Genomic DNA, 19,440 nt, shown 5'->3' on the forward strand with positions numbered 1-19,440 from the left:
TCAGGACGCGACGACCTTCTCGACGGCGGAGGCGACGGCCGCCATGCCGGCGGCCCGCGGGTGCAGGACGGCGCCGTCACCGAGTGCGGGGGACAGGCCGTTGGTCCACGCCTCGTCGCCCGCGCACGCGTCGTGACCCTTCGACGCAGCGTTCATCGACACGTACGTCGCGCCGGCCGTCCTGGCCGCGGCGGCCATCGTCCGGTCGATGCTCCGCTCACCCGCGGAGACGCCGGCCGTGTCCAGCGCGTCGCCGCCGAGCGCGTCGCAGCCGCGGTCGGCCGGTGTCACCCCGAGGTAGCCGACCAGGACGACCCGGGCCTGGGGGGCGCGCTCCTTGACGGCCTCCAGGACCGTGGCGATGTTCTTGCCGGTGTTGCGCAGGATGCCCGGCACCTTGTCGTCGAGGTAGTCCTCGCACGCAGTGCCCGGCCGGGTGCACGCCACCGAGAGGCTCGAGAACAGCGACGAGTCGTTGCCGCCGATGCCGACCGTGACGAGCTGCGTGTCCTTGTCGACCGCGTCGATCTGCGCCGGCACGGCCTTGCCGCCGCCCACGGTCGCGACGGACTCCAGCACGTTGTCGGTCGTGGCGCCCGAGCAGCTCGCATCGGTGAACGAGGCGGCGCCGATCGCCTCGGCCAGCAGGTGCGGATAGTTCTTGGTCGAGCGCAGGCAGGTGTCCGACGCCTTGTCGGTCGGGTTGAGCTGCGGGCCCGCGGTGTAGGAGTCGCCCAGGGCGACGTAGCGCGGTCCCGTGGCAGCCGTGTCGGAGCCGGAACCTGTCGTGGTGTCGGCGGAGGAGCGGTCGGCGGAGCCGTCGGAGGAGCTGCAGGCGGCGGTCACGGCGATGAGGGCGAGGGCGGCGAGGAGCGGGCGTGTAGGGGGCATGATGTGCGAGGCTACCCCCGGGGCCGTGACACGGATTTCCGGCCGGACGCCCCGCGCTGATAGTCTGGACGTTGCCGTGTGATCGGCCACGGACTAGAGAGTGCCCCGGTGGATGTGCCCGGGCGCGCCGTGCAACGGAACCCCAGGAGAAAAAGTGTCGAAGAAGACTGCTGCGCCCACAGTTGCGGGCGTCGCCAAGGAAGACATCATCAAGCAGTACGCACTCAGCGACGGCGACACCGGATCCCCCGAGGTCCAGATCGCGCTGCTGACCGCTCGTATCGCCCACCTGACCGGCCACCTGCAGGAGCACAAGCACGACCACCACAGCCGTCGTGGTCTGCTCCTCCTCGTCGGACAGCGTCGTCGCCTGCTGAACTACCTGCAGAACAACGACATCGAGCGCTACCGTTCGCTCATCGAGCGTCTCGGCCTGCGCCGCTAGCTCGCCGGGGCGGTCACCTCACACGAGGTGGCCGCCCCGCCCCGCAAGGGGCACCTCGCACGACCCACAACTGCACAGTCGCAACACAACAGACGAGAACCCTCGGACACGACGCGCTCGGTCCTCGGTAGTGGCCTTCGGGAGCGCCTCAGGGTGGCCCGCAGGCCTCGATCGAAGACCGGCATGGTTTCACCGCCCGCCCGGTTCTCGTCCCTACAGGCAGACACACGTCTGCGGAAGGGACATCTATGTCCGAACTTCACTCCGTCGAGACAGTCATCGACAACGGTGCCTTCGGCACCCGCACCATCCGCTTCGAGACCGGCGTCCTCGCCCAGCAGGCGGCCGGCTCGGTCGCTGCGTTCCTCGACGACGACACGATGCTCCTGTCGGCCACGACGGCCGGCAAGCACCCCAAGGACCACTTCGACTTCTTCCCCCTGACGATCGACGTCGAGGAGCGGATGTACGCCGCCGGCCGCATCCCGGGATCGTTCTTCCGTCGCGAGGGACGTCCCAGCGAGGACGCGATCCTCACGTGCCGTCTGATCGACCGCCCGCTGCGCCCGACGTTCAAGAAGGGTCTGCGCAACGAGGTCCAGGTCGTCATCACGGTCCTGGCGCTCAACCCCGACACCCCGTACGACGTGCTCGCGATCAACGCGGCGTCCGCGTCGACGCAGATCTCGGGCCTGCCGTTCAGCGGCCCGGTCGGCGCGACCCGCGTCGCCCTGATCGACGGTCAGTGGGTCGGCTTCCCGACGCACAGCCAGCTCGAGAACGCGGTCTTCGACATGGTCGTCGCCGGCCGTGTCGCCGGTGACGACGTCGCGATCATGATGGTCGAGGCCGAGTCCACCGAGGCCACGTGGGACCTCGTCCAGAGCGGCGTCCAGGCGCCCACCGAGGAGATCGTCGCCGGTGGCCTCGACGCCGCCAAGGTCTTCATCAAGCAGCTGTGCGAGGCCCAGGCCGAGCTCGCCGCAACCGCCGCCAAGCCGGTCCGCGACTTCCCGGTCTTCCTCGACTTCGAGGACGACGTCTACGCCGCGGTCGAGGCCGTTGCCAAGGACGACCTCGCCCAGGCCCTGACGATCGTCAGCAAGGCCGACCGCGAGGAGCGCGAGTCCGAGATCAAGGCCGACGTCATCGACAAGATCGGCGCCGACTTCGAGGGCCGCGAGAAGGAGATCGGTGCGGCCATCCGCGCGGTCACCAAGAAGGTCGTCCGCGAGCGCGTCCTGCGCGACAAGGTCCGCATCGACGGCCGTGGCCTGGAGGACATCCGTGCCCTCAGCGCCGAGGTCGGCATCGTTCCCCGCGTCCACGGCTCGGCACTGTTCCAGCGTGGCGAGACCCAGATCCTGGGCATCACGACGCTCAACATGCTCGGCCTGGAGCAGAAGCTCGACACGCTCTCGCCCGAGACGTCGCGCCGCTACATGCACAACTACAACTTCCCGCCCTACTCGACCGGTGAGACCGGCCGGGTCGGTTCGCCGAAGCGTCGCGAGATCGGCCACGGTGCCCTGGCGGGCCGTGCGCTGCTGCCCGTGCTGCCGACGCGCGAGGAGTTCCCCTACGCGATCCGCCAGGTCTCGGAGGCGCTGAGCTCGAACGGCTCGACGTCGATGGGCTCGGTCTGCGCCTCGACGCTCGGTCTGCTCAACGCGGGTGTCCCGCTGCGCGCGCCGGTCGCGGGCATCGCGATGGGCCTCATCTCCGGTGAGGTCGACGGCGAGCAGAAGTTCGTCACGCTGACCGACATCCTCGGAGCCGAGGACGCCTTCGGCGACATGGACTTCAAGGTCGCCGGCACGCGTGAGTTCGTCACCGCACTGCAGCTCGACACCAAGCTCGACGGCATCCCCGCCGACGTGCTGGCCGGTGCGCTGCAGCAGGCGTATGGCGCTCGCGTCGCGATCCTCGACGTCATGGCCGAGGCCATCGACGAGCCCGACGAGATGAGCCCCTACGCCCCGCGGATCATCACGATCAAGATCCCCGTGGACAAGATCGGTGAGGTCATCGGCCCCAAGGGCAAGATCATCAACCAGATCCAGGACGACACGGGCGCGAACATCTCGCTCGAGGACGACGGCACGGTCTACGTCGGCGCCGAGAACGGCGAGGCGGCCGAGGCTGCGCGCGACGCGATCAACGCGATCGCCAACCCGACGATGCCCGAGGTCGGCGAGCGCTACCTCGGCACCGTCGTCAAGACGGTCGACTTCGGCGCGTTCGTCTCGCTGTCCCCGGGTCGCGACGGCCTGCTGCACATCAGCAAGCTGCGTGAGCTCAACGGTGGCCAGCGGGTCAACAACGTCGAGGACGTCGTCTCGGTCGGTCAGAAGATCCAGGTCGAGATCGCCGAGCTCGGCGACCGCGGCAAGCTCTCGCTGATCCCCGTCATCGAGGACAAGGGCGAGGGCGACGCCGCCCCCGCCGAGGAGCCGGCTGACGCCGACGCCTGATCCGCACCCGTGAAGGGCCCCGCTGCTTCGGCAGCGGGGCCCTTCCGCTTCCCCCACCCGCCCACGAGTCACGTACGGACGCTCACGAGTCGCGTACGGACGGTGACGAGTCGCGTACGGGCGGTGACGAGTCGCGTACGGACGCTCACGAGTCGCGTACGGACGGTGACGAGTCGCGTGTGGACGATTCCCGCCTCCGTACGTGACTCGTGGGACGCCATACGTGACTCGTGGGCGGTCATGCGTGACTCGTCGGCGGTCGTACGTGACTCGTCGGCGGGTGGGCGCGAGGGGCGTGAGAGCATCGCCTGATGGCCACGCCCCACGACCTCGACGCCACCGACCCCCTGAGCGGCTTTCGCGACCGGTTCGTGATCGATGACGACCTCGTCGCGTACCTCGACGGCAACTCGCTCGGCCGACTGCCGAAGGCGACACAGGAGCGGCTCGCGGCGTTCGTGCGTGAGGAGTGGGGAGGCCGACTGATTCGCGGCTGGACCGAGAGCTGGGTCGACCTGCCGGTGACCGTCGGCGACGAGCTCGGCGCGGCCCTGCTGGGCGCGGCCGCTGGACAGACGGTCATCGCCGACTCCACGTCGGTCAACCTCTACAAGCTCCTGCACGCCGCAGCCGGGGTCCGCCCGGGCCGCGACGAGATCGTGATCGACGCGACGAACTTCCCGACCGACCGCTACCTCGTCGAGTCGGTGGCGCGGGCACGCGGCATGACCGTGCGGTGGGTGACGCCCGACCTGGTGGACAACGTCACCGTGGAGGTGCTCCGCCCGGCGCTGGGGGAGCGGACCGCTGTCGTGCTGCTGAGCCACGTCGACTACCGGTCGGGCACGCTGCTCGACCTCGCATCCTTGACGGCCGAGGTCCACGCGGCGGGCGGCGTGGTGATCTGGGACCTCTGCCACTCCGCAGGCGTCGTCGAGATCGAGCTGGACGCCCTCGAGGTCGACTTCGCGGTCGGCTGCACCTACAAGTACGTCAACGCCGGCCCGGGCGCGCCGGCCTTCGCGTACGTCGCGGAGCGGCACCTGGCAGCCGCCGAGCAGCCCATCGCCGGCTGGTGGAGCGCTGCCGACCTGTTCGCGATGGCCGACACGTACGAGACCTCACCGACGATCCGCCGCCTCCTCAGCGGTACGCCGCCGGTGGCCGGGATTCTCGCGGTCCAGCAGGGCGTACGGCTGATCGCCGAGGCCGGCGTCGAGCAGATCCGGGCGAAGTCCGAGGCGCTCACGGCGTACGCGATCGAGCTGCTCGACGAGGCGGGCCTGGAGATCGTGACCCCGCGGGAGCCGGCGCTGCGCGGCAGCCACGTGACCGTACGGCACCCCGATGCGCGGCGCCTGGCCGAGGACATGGTGGAGCGCGGCGTGGTGCCCGACTTCCGCGAGCCCGACCTGATCCGCCTCGGCCTGTCGCCGCTGACGACGTCATTCGCGGAGGCGGCCGCGGGCATCGCGGTGCTGGTCGGGCTCGCGGAGTAGGCCTCACACCGGGGCGCGCAACGTGCGGATCTCCTTCTCGTACTGCCGCCGGCCGGTGAGCCGGTAGAGCACCCGCGCCGGCAGCGGGACGTGGGCGAGCACCATGCTGCGCTGCTCGGGCGTGGCGTCCTCCAGGATGTAGCCGAGCTGGACCAGGAGCCGGTTGCGCGGGACGGACGCCATCCCGGCCTCGCCCAGGCGGTCCCACTCGGCCTGGGAGAGCGACATGGCCGCGACCGGCAGGATGACCTCCTCCTCCTGCCCGAGGTGGGCGTCGAGCGCGGACGACACCGCGTCGAGCGCGGCGGCGAGCCGCTCGCGGGACTCGGCGTCCGCGGCCGGGGTCCAGGCCGGGATGATCTCCTCGACCCGGTCGAGCAGATCGGAGACCGCGGCGTGCTGGGCCTTCATCTGCCCGACGTGCAGCGCGCACCCGGGGGAGCGGTCGACGAGGGTGTCCCACAGGATCTTGTCCTCGTTGTGGTGGTGGTGATGCAGTGCGGTGACGATCTCGGCCAGGTAGGTCGCGACGCGCGCGGCCTGCGCGGTGTTGCCGGCATCGACGTGGCGGACCATGGGGCCCGCCAGTCGGAACTCGCGGCGGAACACCTGGTGGATCATCAGCATGTCATCGGTCTCGCAACTCATCGGTCGCGGTGTGCCCTCGGGCATGGTGGGTCCTTTCCTCATCGGGGCCCCGAGGCTGGCCCATGGTAGGCCCGAGTCGGCGGGCGTGTCACGGATCGCGTCTCGTACGATCGGCGACATGACACGGGTTGCGGTGCTGGGCGCCAAGGGGCGCATGGGTTCGGAGTCGGTGCGGGCGATCAACGCCGCCGACGGTCTGGAGGTGGTGGCCGAGATCGACCTGGGCGACTCCCTCGACCAGGTCACCGCCGCCGGGGCGGAGGTGGCGCTCGACTTCACCCAGCCCCACGTCGCCCTCGACAACGTCCTGTGGTGCATCGAGCACGGCGTGGACGTAGTGGTGGGCACGTCCGGCTTCGACGACGAGCGCATCGCCGCCGTACGCTCGGCGCTCGGCGACTCACCTGCCAGCGGGGTGCTGGTGGTGCCCAACTTCTCGATCGGCGCGATCTTGATGATGCGTTTCGCGGCGACTGCGGCGCCGTTCTTCGAGTCGGTCGAGGTCATCGAGATGCACCACCCCGACAAGGTCGACGCACCGTCGGGCACTGCCGTGCGTACTGCCGAGCTGATCGCGGCGTCGCGCCGCGAGGCGGGGTCGCCGGGCCTGCCCGATGCGACCACGACCGATCCCGACGGCGCCCGCGGCGCGAAGATCGACGGCATCCCCGTCCACTCGGTCCGGGCCCGCGGATTCGTCGCCTCGCAGCAGGTGCTCATGGGCGGGGCAGGTGAGGAGTTCACGATCCGCCACGACTCGCACGACCGTACGTCGTTCATGCCCGGCGTCGTCGCGGCCGTCCGCGGCGTCGGCAGCCGTCCTGGCCTCACCGTGGGCCTCGACGACGTCCTCGGCCTCTGACGGTTTCCCACGGTCCCGTGGGAAACCGTCACTCACCGCGGGTGTGCTCGCTTCCCTAGGAAGATCTGTCACTTCCCGCGGCTCTTTGTCACTTCCCGCGGCTCTTTGTCACTTCCCGCGGGTTAAGACGCGAGGGGAGTGCGCAATTCCCACGGTCCCGTGGGAAACCGGCCACGGGGGACGGGGGGGTCAGAGCTGGCGGGCGAGGGCGGCGACGAGGGCGGCGGCGACGACCATGGGGAGGAACGGGACGCGCAGGGCCAGGAGGACTGCGGCGACACCGAGGGCGAGCAGGCGGGCGTCGACCTGCACGGACGTGCCGTCGGCGAACACCTGCACCGCGATCAGGGCGCCGAGCAGTCCCGCGGGGATGAGCTCGACCGCGCGCACCGTCAGGGGGTGCTGCAGCACCCGCTCGGGCACGGACAGCCCGGCGTACTTGAGGGCGAAGCACCCCACCGCCATCACGACGATGCCGCCCCACAGCGCCGTCACGAGGCCCGCCCCGGTCGCCACAGCAGGCCCAGCAGCACGGCGGCGCCACCGCCGAGGATGATGGGCATCCCGGCGCTGGTCAGCGGCACGAGGCCGAGGGCCACCGCGGCGCCCACGAGCGCGACGAGACGCCCCTTCGCCGAGGCGAGCCGCGGCCACAGCAGGCCGAGGAAGGCGGCCCCGACAGCCGCGTCCAGACCGTACGTCCGCGGGTCGCCGATCGCGTTGCCGGCCCACGCGCCCGCGGCGGTGGACAGGTTCCACAGCACGAAGATCGAGATCCCGGTCCAGTAGAAGCCGAGCCGGGCTTGGCGTCTGGTCGGGCGCGTGACGCCCATGGCAGTCGACTCGTCGATCACGAAGTGCGCCGTCGCGAGCCGCTGCGCAGGGGTCAGCTCGAGCTTGGGGGCCATGCTGACCCCGTAGAACAGGTTGCGGCTGCCGAGCAGGATCGCGGTCAGCGAGCCCGTCAGGGGGTTGCCGCCGGACGCGATGATCCCGACGAACGCGAACTGTGAGGCGCCGGTGAAGACCAGCAGCGAGATGAGGCAGGTCTGCAGCACGCTGAGCCCGGACGACGTGGAGATCGCGCCGAACGACACGCCGTACGCGCCAGTGGCCAGGCCGACGCCGAGCGAGTCGACGATGACCGATCGGTCGCTGGTCATGCCAGGGTCGTGTGCAGCCGCAGCTGCTTGACCGTGGCCCCGCTGTCGCCGGCGAGCTCACGGTGGGCACCGTCGGGCGCCCAGCCGGACTCGGTCACGAACGACCGGAGTGCATCGTCTGTCGACGTGACCCACCAGCGCGCGCGGGTGAACCGGTCGGCGGCGAGGGTGTCGACCGCGGCCTGCAGGAGCCGTGACCCGTGCCCGGCGCGCTGGTGACCGGGGTCGACCACGAGCTCGCCGATCTCGCCGTCGGTGACCTGGTCGCTGTCGGGGTCGTACGACGGGTGCACCAGTGCGAAGCCGCGGACGTCCGCCCGCTCGAGCGCGACGAGCACCCGCAGCCGCGCGTCCACAGGTGAGCTGACGAGTGTGGCCCACCGCTCGGCGAGGAGCGCAGGATCGAGGGCCTCCAGCTCGGGGGCGGGCACGGCGTCGTTCGCCTGCCACGACGCGAGCTGCACGCGGACGATCGCGGCGGCGTCGTCCGGCCAGGCGAGACGGGCGCTGACGTCGGCCGTCGTCATGCGACCGGACGTTCGATGAAGCTCTCCACCAGCCGGGAGTCCGCGCCGCGGGAGTCGAGCATCGCGGCGGTCATGGACGTGTTGCGCAGGCTGGGCCAGATCTCCCAGGCCAGGACGAGCAGACCGGGGACGCCCGCGATGACCAGGGGCCACCCGCCGTGGTCGGTGACGAACGTGACGAGCACCGCGATCAGCAGCGGTGCCTCGCAGAACGCCAGCCGGCGGACGGTCTGGCCGGCGAAGACCCCGACCGCGAGCCGGTGCTGGTCGGCGGGGGCGAGATCGGGGTCCAGGGGAGCGGCCGACATCCAGACCCGTTCGGCGAGGAAGGCGCCGACGCCGACCAGGACGACGAGCGCCACGGCCATCCAGGTCGGCGGGTAGTCCGCGTCCGAGCCGCCGAGCATGAAGAACAGGAGCACGAAGAAGCCTGCGGTGAGGCCGACCTGCAGGAGCGCGAAGCTGCGCACCTCGGCAGGACTGGCGTCGAACTCGTCACGCGGCATGGACAGAGTTTCGCACACGATCGATGCGTGGTGATTGATAGTCTGCGAGCATGCGGGCCTACCTCGATCTCGTCCAGCGCATCCTCGATGAAGGCGTCGCGAAGGGTGACCGCACGGGCACCGGCACGCGCAGCGTCTTCGGCCACCAGATGCGCTTCGACCTGTCCGAGGGCTTCCCTCTGGTGACCACGAAGAAGATCCACCTCAAGTCGGTCGTCGGCGAGCTCCTGTGGTTCATCAAGGGCGACACCAACACCGCGTTCCTGCGCGACAACGGCATCTCGATCTGGGACGAGTGGGCGGACGACAACGGCGATCTCGGACCGGTCTACGGCTACCAGTGGCGGTCGTGGCCCGCGCCGGATGGCCGGCACATCGACCAGCTCGCGGACGTCATCGAGCAGATCAAGGCCAACCCCGACTCCCGCCGGCACGTGGTCAGCGCGTGGAACGTCGCCGACCTCGACGCGATGGCCCTCATGCCGTGCCACGCGTTTTTCCAGTTCTACGTGGCCGACGGCAAGCTGTCGTGCCAGATGTACCAGCGCTCGGCCGACGTGTTCCTCGGGGTCCCGTTCAACATCGCCTCGTACGCCCTGCTGACCCACATGGTCGCCCAGGTCACGGGCCTGGAGGTCGGCGACTTCGTCCACACGCTCGGCGACGCGCACCTCTACCTCAACCACCTCGACCAGGCCCGCGAGCAGCTCACCCGCGAGCCGCGCGCGCTCCCCGAGCTGTGGCTCGACCCGGCCGTCACCTCGATCGACGACTTCACGCTCGACTCGGTCAAGGTCTCCGGCTACGACCCGCACCCGCGGATCTCCGCGCCTATCGCCGTATGACGGTCACCGTCGTCGTCGCGATCGGCCGCAACGGCGTCATCGGCAAGGACGGCGACCTGCCGTGGCCGCCCACCGGCGACCTCGCGCAGTTCAAGGCCCTCACGATGGGCCACCCGCTGGTCATGGGCCGCGCGACGTACGAGTCGATCGGCCGGCCGCTCCCGGGACGTAAGTCGATCGTGCTGACGCGTGACCCGTCCTGGTCGGCCCAGGGGGTCGAGACCGCAGGCGATCTTCGCTCTGCGCTCGCTCGGGCGGCCGAGCTCGACGACGAGGCGTTCGTGATCGGCGGCGCACAGGTCTACGCCGCCGCGATCGAGGCCGACGTCGTCGACCGCCTGGTCGTCACCCGGGTGCACCTGTCGCCGGACGGCGACGCGTGGTTCCCCGACGTCGACTGGTCCCGCTGGTACGAGTCCGGCCGCGAGGCCCACGACGGCTACGACATCGTCACGTACGACCGCGCGAGGCCCTAGCGCAGGCGGCCCGACGAGCCGATCTCCCAGATCGACACGCCGTGCAGGCCGTACGACCGGGCGATCTTCTCGCGGGCCCGCAGCGAGCGGCGGTCCGACCACCAGATCGTCCGCCCACCGGACAGCTTCGCGGACCACTCGCCCTGCTTGGCGCGCCAACGGGCCTTGTCGCCTGCGCGCTTGCGGGCCTGCGAGACCGTGAGGGTGCGGCTCCCGCGTCCCCATTGGTAGCCGTACGCGGCCACCCCGAGGTCGATCTTGCGGTTGGGCAGGACCTTCGCGAAGTAGCCCAGCTCGCGCCGGACCCACGACAGCGAGCCCACGGGACCGGGACGCGACCAGCCGGGGCCGTGCTGGTCGTACGCCATCAGGACCATGCGGTCCAGACTCGGCGCGAGGGCCGCGAGGTCATAGCCGCGAGCGAGATAGCCGCGGCGATCGGTCGAGGCCATGAACGCCATCGACAACGTCTTGCCGGGCAGGGCCGCATCGAGCTCGCGGGTGAACGCGACCAGCCCCGCCACGTCGCGGGACCTCAGCGACTCCAGGTCGATCTGCAGCCCGTCGAAGCCGCGCGTGGCCTTCCGGAGCGCCCGGATCACGGCCGCGCGCGCCGGTCCGGAGGTCAGCATCCGGTGGGCGACGCGCTCGTCGAAGTCCTTGAGGTCGTCGCTGTAGTTGCTCAGCAGCAGGACGGCCTTGCGACCGTGCCGGTGCGCGGCGCGACGCAGCTGGGCGACGTCGGCGCTGACGGGGGAGATGCGGGCGGGTCCGTCGAGCGCGACACCGGAGATCGCGATCGTGCGCAGGTAGCGACCGTCGCGGGTCACGTCGGAAGGGCTGGCCGAGCCCTGGAGCGCGTAGCCGGTGGCGTTGACGGGTGCCTTCGCCGCCGCCGGGACAGCGGGTCCGCCGACCACGAGGACCGCCGCGGAGAGCAGGGCGAGGCGCGAGCGCACGGTGGCGGTCATTCGCGAGGGAGCCCGTCCTCGTCGACGGCGGGCAGCTGACCGGTGATGCGGGCCGCCCGGTCGTCGCCCTGCTGGTCACCGCTGAACAGGCCGGTCGCCTCCTCCTCGCTGGCCCGGCGCGGGGCGCGGCGCGGGACCGACTCGACCCGGAAGCGGGGCAGGCCGCCCTCGTCGGCGCTCTGCAGCCAGTCCACCATCCGCTCGCGCACGAAGCACCTCAGGTCGAACAACGTGGGCGCGTCCTTGGCGGTCACGAGGATGCGGATCCGCACCCAGCCGTTGACCGCGTCGGTCACCTGCAGCACCTTGGTGCGCCCGTCCCACAGGTCGGTGGTCGGCAGGATGCGGTCGAGCTCGGCGCGCATGCCGTCGGGGCTGACCCGCCAGTCGACGTCGAACTCCACCGAGCCCAGCAGCTCGGAGTGCTTGCGGGTCCAGTTCTGGAACGGGGTCGTGGTGAAGTACGTCGCCGGCAGGACCATGTTGCGGTCGTCCCACAGGCGTACGACGACATAGCTGAGCGTGATCTCGTCGATCCACCCCCACTCGTCCTCCACGATGACCGCGTCGCCGTAGCGGATCGATCCGCTGAACGCGATCTGCAGGCCGGCGATCACGTTGCTGAGCGTGGACTGTGCGGCCACCGCCGCGATGACCGAGATGATGCCGGCGGACGCGAGCACGCTGGCGCCGGCCGCGCTGACCCCCGGGAAGCTGAGCAGCACCGCCGCCGCGGCCAGGAACACGATCGCGACGAGGGTGACGCGGCGGATCACCGCGGTCTGGGTCTTGGCGCGGCGGGCGGCGAGGTTGTCGACCGCGTCGAGGCGGTAGCGGCGCAGGGCCATGTCCTCGAGGGACAGCACGATGACGCCGACGAGCCACGCGGCGGTGATGATGATCGCGACCCGCATGCCGAGCTCGACCCAGCGGCCGAGGTCCTCGCGCTCGGACCACGGCGCGTTGCGGGAGACCGCGATCGCGCACGCCACGACGACCAGCAGCATGCGGAACGGGATCGCGGCGGCGCGGCTCAGATAGCGCGCGACGGGGGAGCGGCGACCGATCCGGCGGGTGACCAGGGCGACGATCACCGCCAGGACCAACGCGTTGAGCAGCGCGATCCCGATCGTCGGGAGGAAGTCCTTCCAGGGGTCGCTCATGGACCCATGGTCGCAAGTCCGGGCCGATCGTGCGCAGAACGCGCCCGGTCGGCCCGGATGCGGGTCACCAGCTGAGCTCGATCTCGATCTCGTTCTCGTCGCCCACCTCGACCTCGAGGGAGAAGCTCACCTCATCGGGGACGTCGACCGTGATCCGGTGGCCGCCTCGCTCGAGCTCGATCGAGTTGTGCCGCGAGAGGGCGTCGGCCAGCGCGCGCAGGCGCTCGGCCGCGGCCTCGCGGGACAGGCGCTGCGTGCTCTCGGTCTCGAACAGGTCCATCGGGTGTCTCCTTCATCCGGGGGCAGGTGCGCACCACGTTATCGGGCGACCCGGCGAGCGGCCCGCGCCTCGGACACCCGGCTCAGAGCAGGATGCCGAGCTGGCGGCTCTGCGCGAGCAGGTTGCCGTCCTCGTCCCACAGCTCACAGTCCTCCTCGTGGAAGCCGTTGACCACGTGGCGCGTGGTCAGCCGGGTCGCGACCCACCCCGGGCGGGGCAGCCGGTGCAGGTGCACCGTGAGCTGGACCGTCATCGAGTTGAATCCCTCGCCGAGCTCGACGATCGGCGGCACGAACGAGTCGCAGAGCAGGCCGAGCGCCGGGAAGTCGATCTCGCGACCGCCGCTGAGCCGCTGCCAGGCCGTCATCGTCGGATCGCCGCTCGGGCGCCCGACGAAGAAGCCCGGCACCTGGTCGATCCGGTAGTCCACGCGGTCGAAGAGACCGCCGCCCGGCGCGCCGTGCTCGCGGGGATCGATGCACTCGTCGGGGGGACGCAGCTCGGGCGGCGTGCCGAGCTCGTGGCTCTCGCCGCCGGAGCGGTCACCGAAGCTCGCGGTCATCTCCGCGACGTGGCGCTCGCCCTCCCACAGCGACGCGGTGCCGGTCTGCACGCGGCGTCCGATCCGCAGGGGGCGCGTGCGCAGCTCGGCCGCACCGGTCTCGGGGGAGGCGAGGTACGTGATCGAGGCGACGAGCGGGTCGCCGGAGCCGAGCTCGTCGCCGAGTCCCCGCAACATCGCGGCGAGGATGTAGCCGCCGTTGGGCTTGCCGAGGGGGGTGTTCCACCGGTCGGTCAGCCTCAGGTCACGGATCCCGTCGCCGCGAGGCGCGGAGGCCGTGTCGATGTCGTAGATGTCCTCGTCGGTACGCTCGTTCACGCCGCCATCCTGCCGGTCGTCGGCGACAGGTCGGCAGGCGGTAGCCTCGGAGGCATGACGTCGCCGCTCGCCACCGAGGCCGCGCCCTTCGGGCGTGTGCTGACCGCCATGGTCACGCCGTTCACCCGCGAGGGTGAGCTCGATCTCGACGCCGCGCAGAAGGTCGCGACCTACCTCGTCGACCACGGCAACGACGGCCTGGTCATCAGCGGCACGACCGGCGAGTCGCCCACGACGACCGTCGAGGAGGACGGCCGGCTGCTGGTCGCCGTGCTCGAGGCCGTCGGTGACCGCGCCACGGTCGTGGCCGGCGTCGGCACCAACGACACGCGTCACTCCGTCGCGCTGGCCCAGCAGGCCAAGAAGGCCGGCGCCCACGGCACCCTCGTCGTCACGCCCTACTACAGCAAGCCGCCGCAGTCGGGCATCCTCTCGCACTTCACGCAGGTCGCGCGGGCCGGTGACGACCTGCCCGTCATGCTCTACGACATCCCCGGCCGCAGCGGCGTCAAGATCGCGGACGAGACCTACCTCGCGATGGCCGACGACCCGCAGATCGTCGCGATGAAGGACGCCGTCGGCGATCTCAGCCGCGGCTCCTGGCTCATGAACGAGACCGGCCTGAAGATCTACTCCGGCGACGACCCGCTCAATCTGCCCTGGCTCGCGATGGGAGCGAGCGGCATCGTCAGCGTCGTCGCGCACGCCGCGTCGCGTCAGTACGCCGACATGGTCGCGGCCGTCGACGCCGGCGACCTGCCCACGGCCCGGGCCATCCACCACCAGCTGCTTCCCGCCGTCTCGGCGATGATGAATCACACGCAGGGCGCGATCACGGCGAAGGCTGCCATGCAGCTCCTCGGCGTGCTCGAGCACCGCACGATGCGTGATCCGCTCCCCGATGCCACTGACGACGAGGTCGCGATCGTTCGCGACGGACTCATGGCGTCGGGCCTTCTCGAAAGCTAGGCCACATGAGCCACATGCACACGGAGCTCGGCGCTCCGCCCACCCTGCCCGAAGGCGCCCTGCGCGTCATCCCCCTCGGGGGACTCGGAGAGATCGGTCGCAACATGACCGTCTTCGAGTACGGCGGCAAGCTGCTGATCGTCGACTGCGGCGTCCTCTTCCCCGAGGAGAACCAGCCCGGTGTCGACCTGATCCTGCCTGACTTCGGTCCGATCCGTGACCGGTTGAAGGACGTCGTCGGCATCGTGCTGACCCACGGCCACGAGGACCACATCGGCGGCGTGCCGTACCTGCTGCGCGAGCGCGGCAACATCCCGGTCATCGGCTCGCAGCTGACGTTGGCGTTCCTGGACCCCAAGCTCAAGGAGCACCGGCTCAAGGACGCCCCCAAGTACGTCGTGTCCGAGGGCGACGTCGAGACGTTCGGCCCGTTCGAGCTGGAGTTCGTCGCGGTCAACCACTCGATCCCGGACGCCCTCGCGGTCGCGATCAAGACGCCGGCCGGCGTCGCGCTGCACACCGGCGACTTCAAGATGGACCAGCTGCCGCTCGACGGCCGCATCACCGACCTGCGCGCATTCGCCCGGCTCGGCGAGGAGGGGGTCGACCTCTTCCTGACCGACTCGACCAACGCCGAGGTCCCCGGCTTCACGACGTCCGAGCGCAACATCACGCCGGCGATCGACGCGGTGTTCGCGTCGAGCAAGAAGCGCATCATCGTCGCGTCGTTCGCCTCGCACATCCACCGCGTCCAGCAGGTCATCGACGCCGCGGCCAAGCACGACCGCAAGGTCGCGTACGTGGGCCGCTCGATGGTCCGCAACATGCAGATCGCCCGCGAGCTGGGCTACCTCCACGTGCCGGACGGCGTCGTCGTGGACAAGATCGACGCCGCGCCGCCGCACAAGATGGTGCTGATGTCGACCGGCTCGCAGGGTGAGCCGATGGCCGCGCTGTCGCGCATGGCCAACAACAGCCACCAGCAGGTCAGCCTCGAGCCCGGCGACACGGTCCTCATGGCCTCCTCGCTCATCCCCGGCAACGAGAACGCGATCTACCGCGTGATCGACGGCCTGACCAAGCTGGGTGCCAACGTCGTGCACAAGGGCAATGCGCTCGTGCACGTGTCGGGCCACGCCTCGGCCGGCGAGCTGCTCTACTGCTACAACATCGTCCAGCCCAGCAACGTGCTGCCGGTGCACGGCGAGATCCGGCACCTGCACGCCAATGCCAAGCTCGCGACTGCGACGGGCGTGCCCAACGTGCTGCTGGCCGAGGACGGCTACGTCATCGACCTGGTCGACGGGCACGCGTCCATCACGGGTGCTGTCGACTGCGGCTACGTGTACGTCGACGGCTCGTCCGTGGGCGACCTGACGGACTCCGAGCTCAAGGACCGTCGCGTCCTCGGCGAGGAGGGCTTCATCTCGGTCGTCGTCGTGGTCGACTCGGCCACCGGCAAGATCCTGTCCGGGCCCGAGATCCACGCCCGCGGCATCGCCGAGGAGGACTCGGCGTTCGACGAGATCATGCCCAAGATCATCTCGGCGCTCGAGGAGGCCATCTCCGACGGCACCCGCGACTCCGGCCAGCTCCAGCAGGTCATCCGTCGCGTGCTCGGCTCGTTCGTGGGACGCCGCCTGCGTCGCCGTCCGATGATCCTCCCGGTCGTCATCCAGGCCTGAGTCGTTCGTGCCCGGCCGTCCTGCTGCGATCCCGTACGACGCGATCGTCCTGGCGGGCGGTCGGTCGAGCCGCATGCCCGGGGTCGACAAGGTCGGGATCGTCGTCGACGGACGACCCCTCCTGGCGCACGCGTGCGAGGCGGTCGGCGGAGCGAGGCGACTCGTCGTGGTCGGTCCGGACGGGCTCGCCGGCACGCCGCCGCGGGCCACGGTCGTGCGGGAGGAGCCGAGGTTCGCGGGTCCGGCCGCGGCCATCGGGGCGGGGATGAGCGCCCTCGCGGCCGATCCCGCCGACCTGGTGGCGGTGCTGGCGGCCGACGTGCCCCGTGCCGTCGAGGCGGTGCCCGCGCTGCTGGCGGCCGCCGCCGGCGGCGAGGCGGACGGCGTCGTGGCCCGGTCGTCCGACGGACACCGACAGCCCTTGCTCGCGGTCTACCGGTCCGCGGCACTGCGCACAGCCCTGGCCGCACACGTCCCGTTGACCGACCGGGGCGTGGGACAGGTCACGCGGGGTATGCACCTGATGGAGATCGACCTGCCGGACGAGGTGCTGGCCGACATCGACTCCCCGAGCGACCTGGAACGCCTGACCGAGGAGGACCGTGATGGATGAACGACCGCTGCCGCGATGGGCGGAGGGGCTCGCCCGCGATCTCGGCATCGAGCAGGTGCTGGGCGTCGACGAGGTGCTCGACCTCGCGGCGGACGCCGCACACGGCGTGATGCGCCCCGCCGCGCCCCTCACGACGTACTTGGTGGGCGTGGCCGTCGGTCAGGCCGGAGGCGAGCCCGCGCGGGTCGCCGAGGTGCTCGAGCGGGTCCGTGCAGCGATCGCCGGGTGGGACGAGGACGAGGGGCCGTGACCGCGCTCGTCCGCGGCGACTGGCACGACGTGCGAGCCGCCTCCCGCGGGCTGGCCAAGCCGGTCGCGAGCGAGCTCGTCGACCTCGCCGGTGCCGGCGGACGGGTGCTGGCCGACGACCTGCGGTCGCTGGTCGACCTGCCGTCGGCCGACGTCACCGCGATGGACGGCTGGGCGGCGGCAGGGGACGGTCCGTGGACCGTGCTCGACCGGATCGTCAACGGCCGTCCGCCGAGCGGGCCGATGCGCCCGGGGGAGGCCCGTGGCATCGGCACGGGTGCCGTCGTTCCCGAGGGGACGACCGCGCTCGTGCGCCGTGAGCACGGGACGGTCCGCGACGGCCTCCTGCACTGGACGGGGCCGCGCGGGGAGCAGCCCTCGCTCGGCGACGTCCGGCCCAGGGGCGAGGAGCTGCGCGTGGGCGACATCGTGCTGCCGGCAGGCACCCCGCTGGACCCGGTGTCCCTCGCGGTCAGCGCGGCGTCCGGCCACGACGCGGTGCAGGTCTCGCGCCCACCTGTCGTCGACCTGCTCGTCACGGGGGATGAGGTCGTCCGGCGCGGGGTGCCCGCTCCCGGCACGATCCGCGACTCGATCAGCCCGCTGCTCAGCGGCATGACGCGCGGCGCGGGAGCGGCCCCCGGCCAGGTCACGCTGGTGGGCGACGACCTGCCCGAGCTCGTGCGCCTGCTGCGCTCGTCGGCCGCGGACGTCGTGGTCACCACCGGCGGCACGGCGGTGGGGGAGGCCGACCACCTGCGCGAGGCGCTCGGGATCGTGGGCGCGACCCTCGCGGTGGACACGGTCGCGGTACGCCCCGGCGGGCCGACGCTGCTCGCGGTGCTGCCCGACGGCCGACTCGTCGCGTGCCTGCCCGGCAACCCCCTGGCCGCGGTCGTGGGATTCCTCGCGGTCGTGCATCCCGCCCTCCAGGAGATGACCGGGCGCCGGGCGGCCGCGCCGCCCTCGGAGGTCCTGGGGGTCGACCTCGACCCGTTCCCGCGCGCCACGCGCGTCCTGCCGTTCGCCCGCGTCGACGGCGCTGCGGTGCCGACCGGGTGGAGCTCGTCGTCGATGCTGCGCGGCCTCTCGGCGTCCGACGGCCTGCTGGTGGCCCCCCGTGAGGGCGCGCGCACCGGCCAGTCGCTCGAGGTGCTCGAGCCGCTCTGGCGCGCGACGACCTGACGGACCGCCAGTTGTAACCAAACCCCGCGCCTGCGTTAACCGGCGCGAAACAGCGGTCACGGAACCTGAAGGTGCTGACGGGGAGACCCTGATCCGTCGATCCGAAGGGGTGGCACATGCTCGACCGTGGCACCTCGACGTCGTCGGATCCTCGTCGGCACGTCGGGCCCGCGGCGCCCTCGACCGTTCACGCATCGGTCACGAGGCGACCGGGGACCGGCTACGTCAGGAAGGTGCGAGCTGCCGGCGGAGCCGCCCGGTGCACTCCGACGGCAGCTCGCCACCCGTCTCGACCCACCGCGGACATCTCGGGCTCCGCGGTTGGCAGACCTGGGAGGTCCGGATGAACCGCACGCTGATCCTGTGCGCCCACGGGTCCACGGCCCCACGGGGGAGGGCGGCGTTCGCGGGTCTCGTCAACGCGGTCCGCCGCGAGGCGCAGGACCTCGACGTCGTCGATGCCTTCATCGACGAGCAGGTCCCGCTCGTCGCGGAGGTCGTGCGCGAGACCTCCGGCCCGCGAGCGGTCGTCCCGCTCCTGCTGGCGTACGACCGTCCGGTCAGCGTCGACATCGTGCAGGCATCGCACCTCGACCCGGCAGTCAGTGTCACGGCGCCGTTGGGGCCGGACTGGGTGCTGGCCGAGGTCGGCGTCCGCCGGCTGTTCGAGGCCGGTGCCCGCTCGGACGACACGATCGTCCTCGCCGCGGCGACCGCGAGCGACGAACGAGCGGTCTCCGACGTCGGCAAGGCCGCGAGGCTGCTCAGCGCGGTCTGGGGCGGCCGGGTCCACGTCGGCACCCTCGGCGGCCCCGACACGCCCCTGGCCGATGCGGTCGACGTCGCACGGGCGTACGGCCGGCGGGTCGTGGTCTCGAGCTACCTGCTCTCGCACGGCGCCGCCCACGAGGCGATGGGGGAGGCCGGCGCAGACGTGGTGACGCAGCCGTTCCTCGACGGCGGGCCACCCGATCCGCGGCTCGTGTCACTGGTGCTCGCACGCGCCCGCGTCCCGGCAGCCGCGGGCCTCGACGCCGTCCCCCGCTGGGGCGGTGCGTCCTCCACCGTCTGAGCCCGCTGTCGGGCCCGGACGGTGGCGAATCCACCGC

23 protein-coding genes are annotated in these 19,440 nt (G+C 71.4%); 12 read left to right on the plus strand and 11 right to left on the minus strand.

Annotation, left to right across the window (positions count from 1 at the left end):
• Nucleotides 1–891 carry an SGNH/GDSL hydrolase family protein gene (locus GEV27_RS07120; RefSeq protein ID WP_153933767.1) on the minus strand — a complete coding sequence of 297 codons (891 nt, stop codon included), beginning with the start codon at nucleotides 889–891 and terminating at the stop codon, nucleotides 1–3.
• Nucleotides 892–1,096: 205 nt separating this feature from the next.
• On the opposite strand from GEV27_RS07120, the gene rpsO reads away from it, so the two are divergent.
• Nucleotides 1,097–1,336 (plus strand): 30S ribosomal protein S15, encoded by a 240-nt coding sequence (gene rpsO, locus GEV27_RS07125; protein WP_372490364.1) that lies wholly within the window; start codon nucleotides 1,097–1,099, stop codon nucleotides 1,334–1,336.
• A 248-nt stretch (nucleotides 1,337–1,584) separates the two neighbouring features.
• Nucleotides 1,585–3,810 (plus strand): polyribonucleotide nucleotidyltransferase, encoded by a 2,226-nt coding sequence (locus GEV27_RS07130; RefSeq protein ID WP_153653193.1) that lies wholly within the window; start codon nucleotides 1,585–1,587, stop codon nucleotides 3,808–3,810.
• 68 nt (nucleotides 3,811–3,878) lie between these two features.
• On the opposite strand, the gene GEV27_RS07135 is transcribed toward GEV27_RS07130, so the two are convergent.
• On the minus strand, nucleotides 3,879–4,052 hold the full coding sequence (locus GEV27_RS07135) for a hypothetical protein (RefSeq protein WP_153933768.1): 174 nt from the start codon (nucleotides 4,050–4,052) through the stop codon (nucleotides 3,879–3,881).
• A 69-nt stretch (nucleotides 4,053–4,121) separates the two neighbouring features.
• Between GEV27_RS07135 and kynU the strand changes: the two genes are divergently transcribed.
• A complete protein-coding gene (gene kynU, locus GEV27_RS07140; RefSeq protein ID WP_153933769.1) occupies nucleotides 4,122–5,309 on the plus strand; it encodes a kynureninase in 1,188 nt (395 codons plus the stop codon).
• A gap of 3 nt (nucleotides 5,310–5,312) precedes the next feature.
• On the opposite strand, the gene GEV27_RS07145 is transcribed toward kynU, so the two are convergent.
• Nucleotides 5,313–5,957, minus strand: a complete 645-nt coding sequence (locus GEV27_RS07145; RefSeq protein WP_228764927.1) for a hemerythrin domain-containing protein — start codon at nucleotides 5,955–5,957, stop codon at nucleotides 5,313–5,315.
• A gap of 118 nt (nucleotides 5,958–6,075) precedes the next feature.
• On the opposite strand from GEV27_RS07145, the gene dapB reads away from it, so the two are divergent.
• A complete protein-coding gene (dapB, locus tag GEV27_RS07150; protein ID WP_153933771.1) occupies nucleotides 6,076–6,819 on the plus strand; it encodes a 4-hydroxy-tetrahydrodipicolinate reductase in 744 nt (247 codons plus the stop codon).
• 189 nt (nucleotides 6,820–7,008) lie between these two features.
• On the opposite strand, the gene GEV27_RS07155 is transcribed toward dapB, so the two are convergent.
• The 4 genes from GEV27_RS07155 to GEV27_RS07170 are packed head-to-tail and all read right to left on the minus strand — an operon-like array spanning nucleotide 7,009 to nucleotide 9,015.
• Complete coding sequence (locus tag GEV27_RS07155; RefSeq protein WP_194839835.1) at nucleotides 7,009–7,314, minus strand: AzlD domain-containing protein; 306 nt, start codon at nucleotides 7,312–7,314, stop codon at nucleotides 7,009–7,011.
• Nucleotides 7,311–7,982 (minus strand): AzlC family ABC transporter permease, encoded by a 672-nt coding sequence (locus GEV27_RS07160; protein WP_153653189.1) that lies wholly within the window; start codon nucleotides 7,980–7,982, stop codon nucleotides 7,311–7,313. The genes GEV27_RS07155 and GEV27_RS07160 overlap by 4 nt, the downstream gene beginning before the upstream one ends.
• Nucleotides 7,979–8,509, minus strand: coding sequence for a GNAT family N-acetyltransferase (locus tag GEV27_RS07165; RefSeq protein WP_153933772.1), 531 nt, complete (start codon nucleotides 8,507–8,509; stop codon nucleotides 7,979–7,981). The genes GEV27_RS07160 and GEV27_RS07165 overlap by 4 nt, the downstream gene beginning before the upstream one ends.
• Nucleotides 8,506–9,015 carry a hypothetical protein gene (locus GEV27_RS07170; protein ID WP_153933773.1) on the minus strand — a complete coding sequence of 170 codons (510 nt, stop codon included), beginning with the start codon at nucleotides 9,013–9,015 and terminating at the stop codon, nucleotides 8,506–8,508. Before GEV27_RS07170 ends, GEV27_RS07165 begins: the two co-directional genes overlap by 4 nt.
• 50 nt (nucleotides 9,016–9,065) lie before the next feature.
• Here GEV27_RS07170 and GEV27_RS07175 point away from each other — a divergent pair, with 50 nt between their 5' ends.
• Both GEV27_RS07175 and GEV27_RS07180 read left to right on the plus strand, forming a co-directional pair.
• Nucleotides 9,066–9,860: a thymidylate synthase gene (locus GEV27_RS07175; protein ID WP_153910561.1), complete on the plus strand. Its 795-nt coding sequence runs from the start codon at nucleotides 9,066–9,068 to the stop codon at nucleotides 9,858–9,860.
• Entirely contained in the window at nucleotides 9,857–10,336 is a 480-nt protein-coding gene (locus GEV27_RS07180; RefSeq protein ID WP_153933774.1) for a dihydrofolate reductase, read from the plus strand. Before GEV27_RS07175 ends, GEV27_RS07180 begins: the two co-directional genes overlap by 4 nt.
• Here the strand turns inward: GEV27_RS07180 and GEV27_RS07185 are convergent.
• From GEV27_RS07185 to GEV27_RS07200, 4 genes are all read right to left on the minus strand, one after another.
• Nucleotides 10,333–11,307 (minus strand): glycosyl hydrolase family 18 protein, encoded by a 975-nt coding sequence (locus tag GEV27_RS07185; protein WP_153933775.1) that lies wholly within the window; start codon nucleotides 11,305–11,307, stop codon nucleotides 10,333–10,335. The two genes, GEV27_RS07180 and GEV27_RS07185, sit on opposite strands and share 4 nt — an antisense overlap.
• A complete protein-coding gene (locus GEV27_RS07190) occupies nucleotides 11,304–12,470 on the minus strand; it encodes a mechanosensitive ion channel family protein (protein ID WP_153653183.1) in 1,167 nt (388 codons plus the stop codon). Before GEV27_RS07190 ends, GEV27_RS07185 begins: the two co-directional genes overlap by 4 nt.
• Nucleotides 12,471–12,534: 64 nt before the next feature.
• Nucleotides 12,535–12,750 (minus strand): amphi-Trp domain-containing protein, encoded by a 216-nt coding sequence (locus GEV27_RS07195; protein ID WP_153653182.1) that lies wholly within the window; start codon nucleotides 12,748–12,750, stop codon nucleotides 12,535–12,537.
• An 82-nt stretch (nucleotides 12,751–12,832) separates the two neighbouring features.
• The gene (locus tag GEV27_RS07200) at nucleotides 12,833–13,630 is read right to left on the minus strand and encodes a thioesterase family protein (RefSeq protein ID WP_153910572.1); all 798 of its coding nucleotides are present in this window, start codon (nucleotides 13,628–13,630) and stop codon (nucleotides 12,833–12,835) included.
• A gap of 54 nt (nucleotides 13,631–13,684) precedes the next feature.
• Here GEV27_RS07200 and dapA point away from each other — a divergent pair, with 54 nt between their 5' ends.
• The 6 genes from dapA to GEV27_RS07230 all read left to right on the plus strand — a co-directional run bounded on the left by dapA (nucleotide 13,685) and on the right by GEV27_RS07230 (nucleotide 19,403).
• A complete protein-coding gene (gene dapA / locus GEV27_RS07205; RefSeq protein ID WP_153653180.1) occupies nucleotides 13,685–14,599 on the plus strand; it encodes a 4-hydroxy-tetrahydrodipicolinate synthase in 915 nt (304 codons plus the stop codon).
• A gap of 5 nt (nucleotides 14,600–14,604) precedes the next feature.
• The gene (locus GEV27_RS07210; protein WP_153653179.1) at nucleotides 14,605–16,284 is read left to right on the plus strand and encodes a ribonuclease J; all 1,680 of its coding nucleotides are present in this window, start codon (nucleotides 14,605–14,607) and stop codon (nucleotides 16,282–16,284) included.
• Nucleotides 16,285–16,291: 7 nt separating this feature from the next.
• Nucleotides 16,292–16,897 (plus strand): molybdenum cofactor guanylyltransferase, encoded by a 606-nt coding sequence (locus GEV27_RS07215; protein ID WP_153933776.1) that lies wholly within the window; start codon nucleotides 16,292–16,294, stop codon nucleotides 16,895–16,897.
• The gene (locus GEV27_RS07220) at nucleotides 16,890–17,147 is read left to right on the plus strand and encodes a DUF6457 domain-containing protein (protein ID WP_153653177.1); all 258 of its coding nucleotides are present in this window, start codon (nucleotides 16,890–16,892) and stop codon (nucleotides 17,145–17,147) included. The genes GEV27_RS07215 and GEV27_RS07220 overlap by 8 nt, the downstream gene beginning before the upstream one ends.
• Nucleotides 17,144–18,331 (plus strand): molybdopterin molybdotransferase MoeA, encoded by a 1,188-nt coding sequence (locus GEV27_RS07225; protein WP_153933777.1) that lies wholly within the window; start codon nucleotides 17,144–17,146, stop codon nucleotides 18,329–18,331. Before GEV27_RS07220 ends, GEV27_RS07225 begins: the two co-directional genes overlap by 4 nt.
• Nucleotides 18,332–18,674: 343 nt before the next feature.
• Complete coding sequence (locus GEV27_RS07230; protein ID WP_153653175.1) at nucleotides 18,675–19,403, plus strand: sirohydrochlorin chelatase; 729 nt, start codon at nucleotides 18,675–18,677, stop codon at nucleotides 19,401–19,403.
• Nucleotides 19,404–19,440 lie beyond the last annotated feature (37 nt).

The sequence above is a fragment of the Aeromicrobium sp. S22 genome, from assembly GCF_009661045.1.
Taxonomy (GTDB): domain Bacteria; phylum Actinomycetota; class Actinomycetes; order Propionibacteriales; family Nocardioidaceae; genus Aeromicrobium; species Aeromicrobium yanjiei.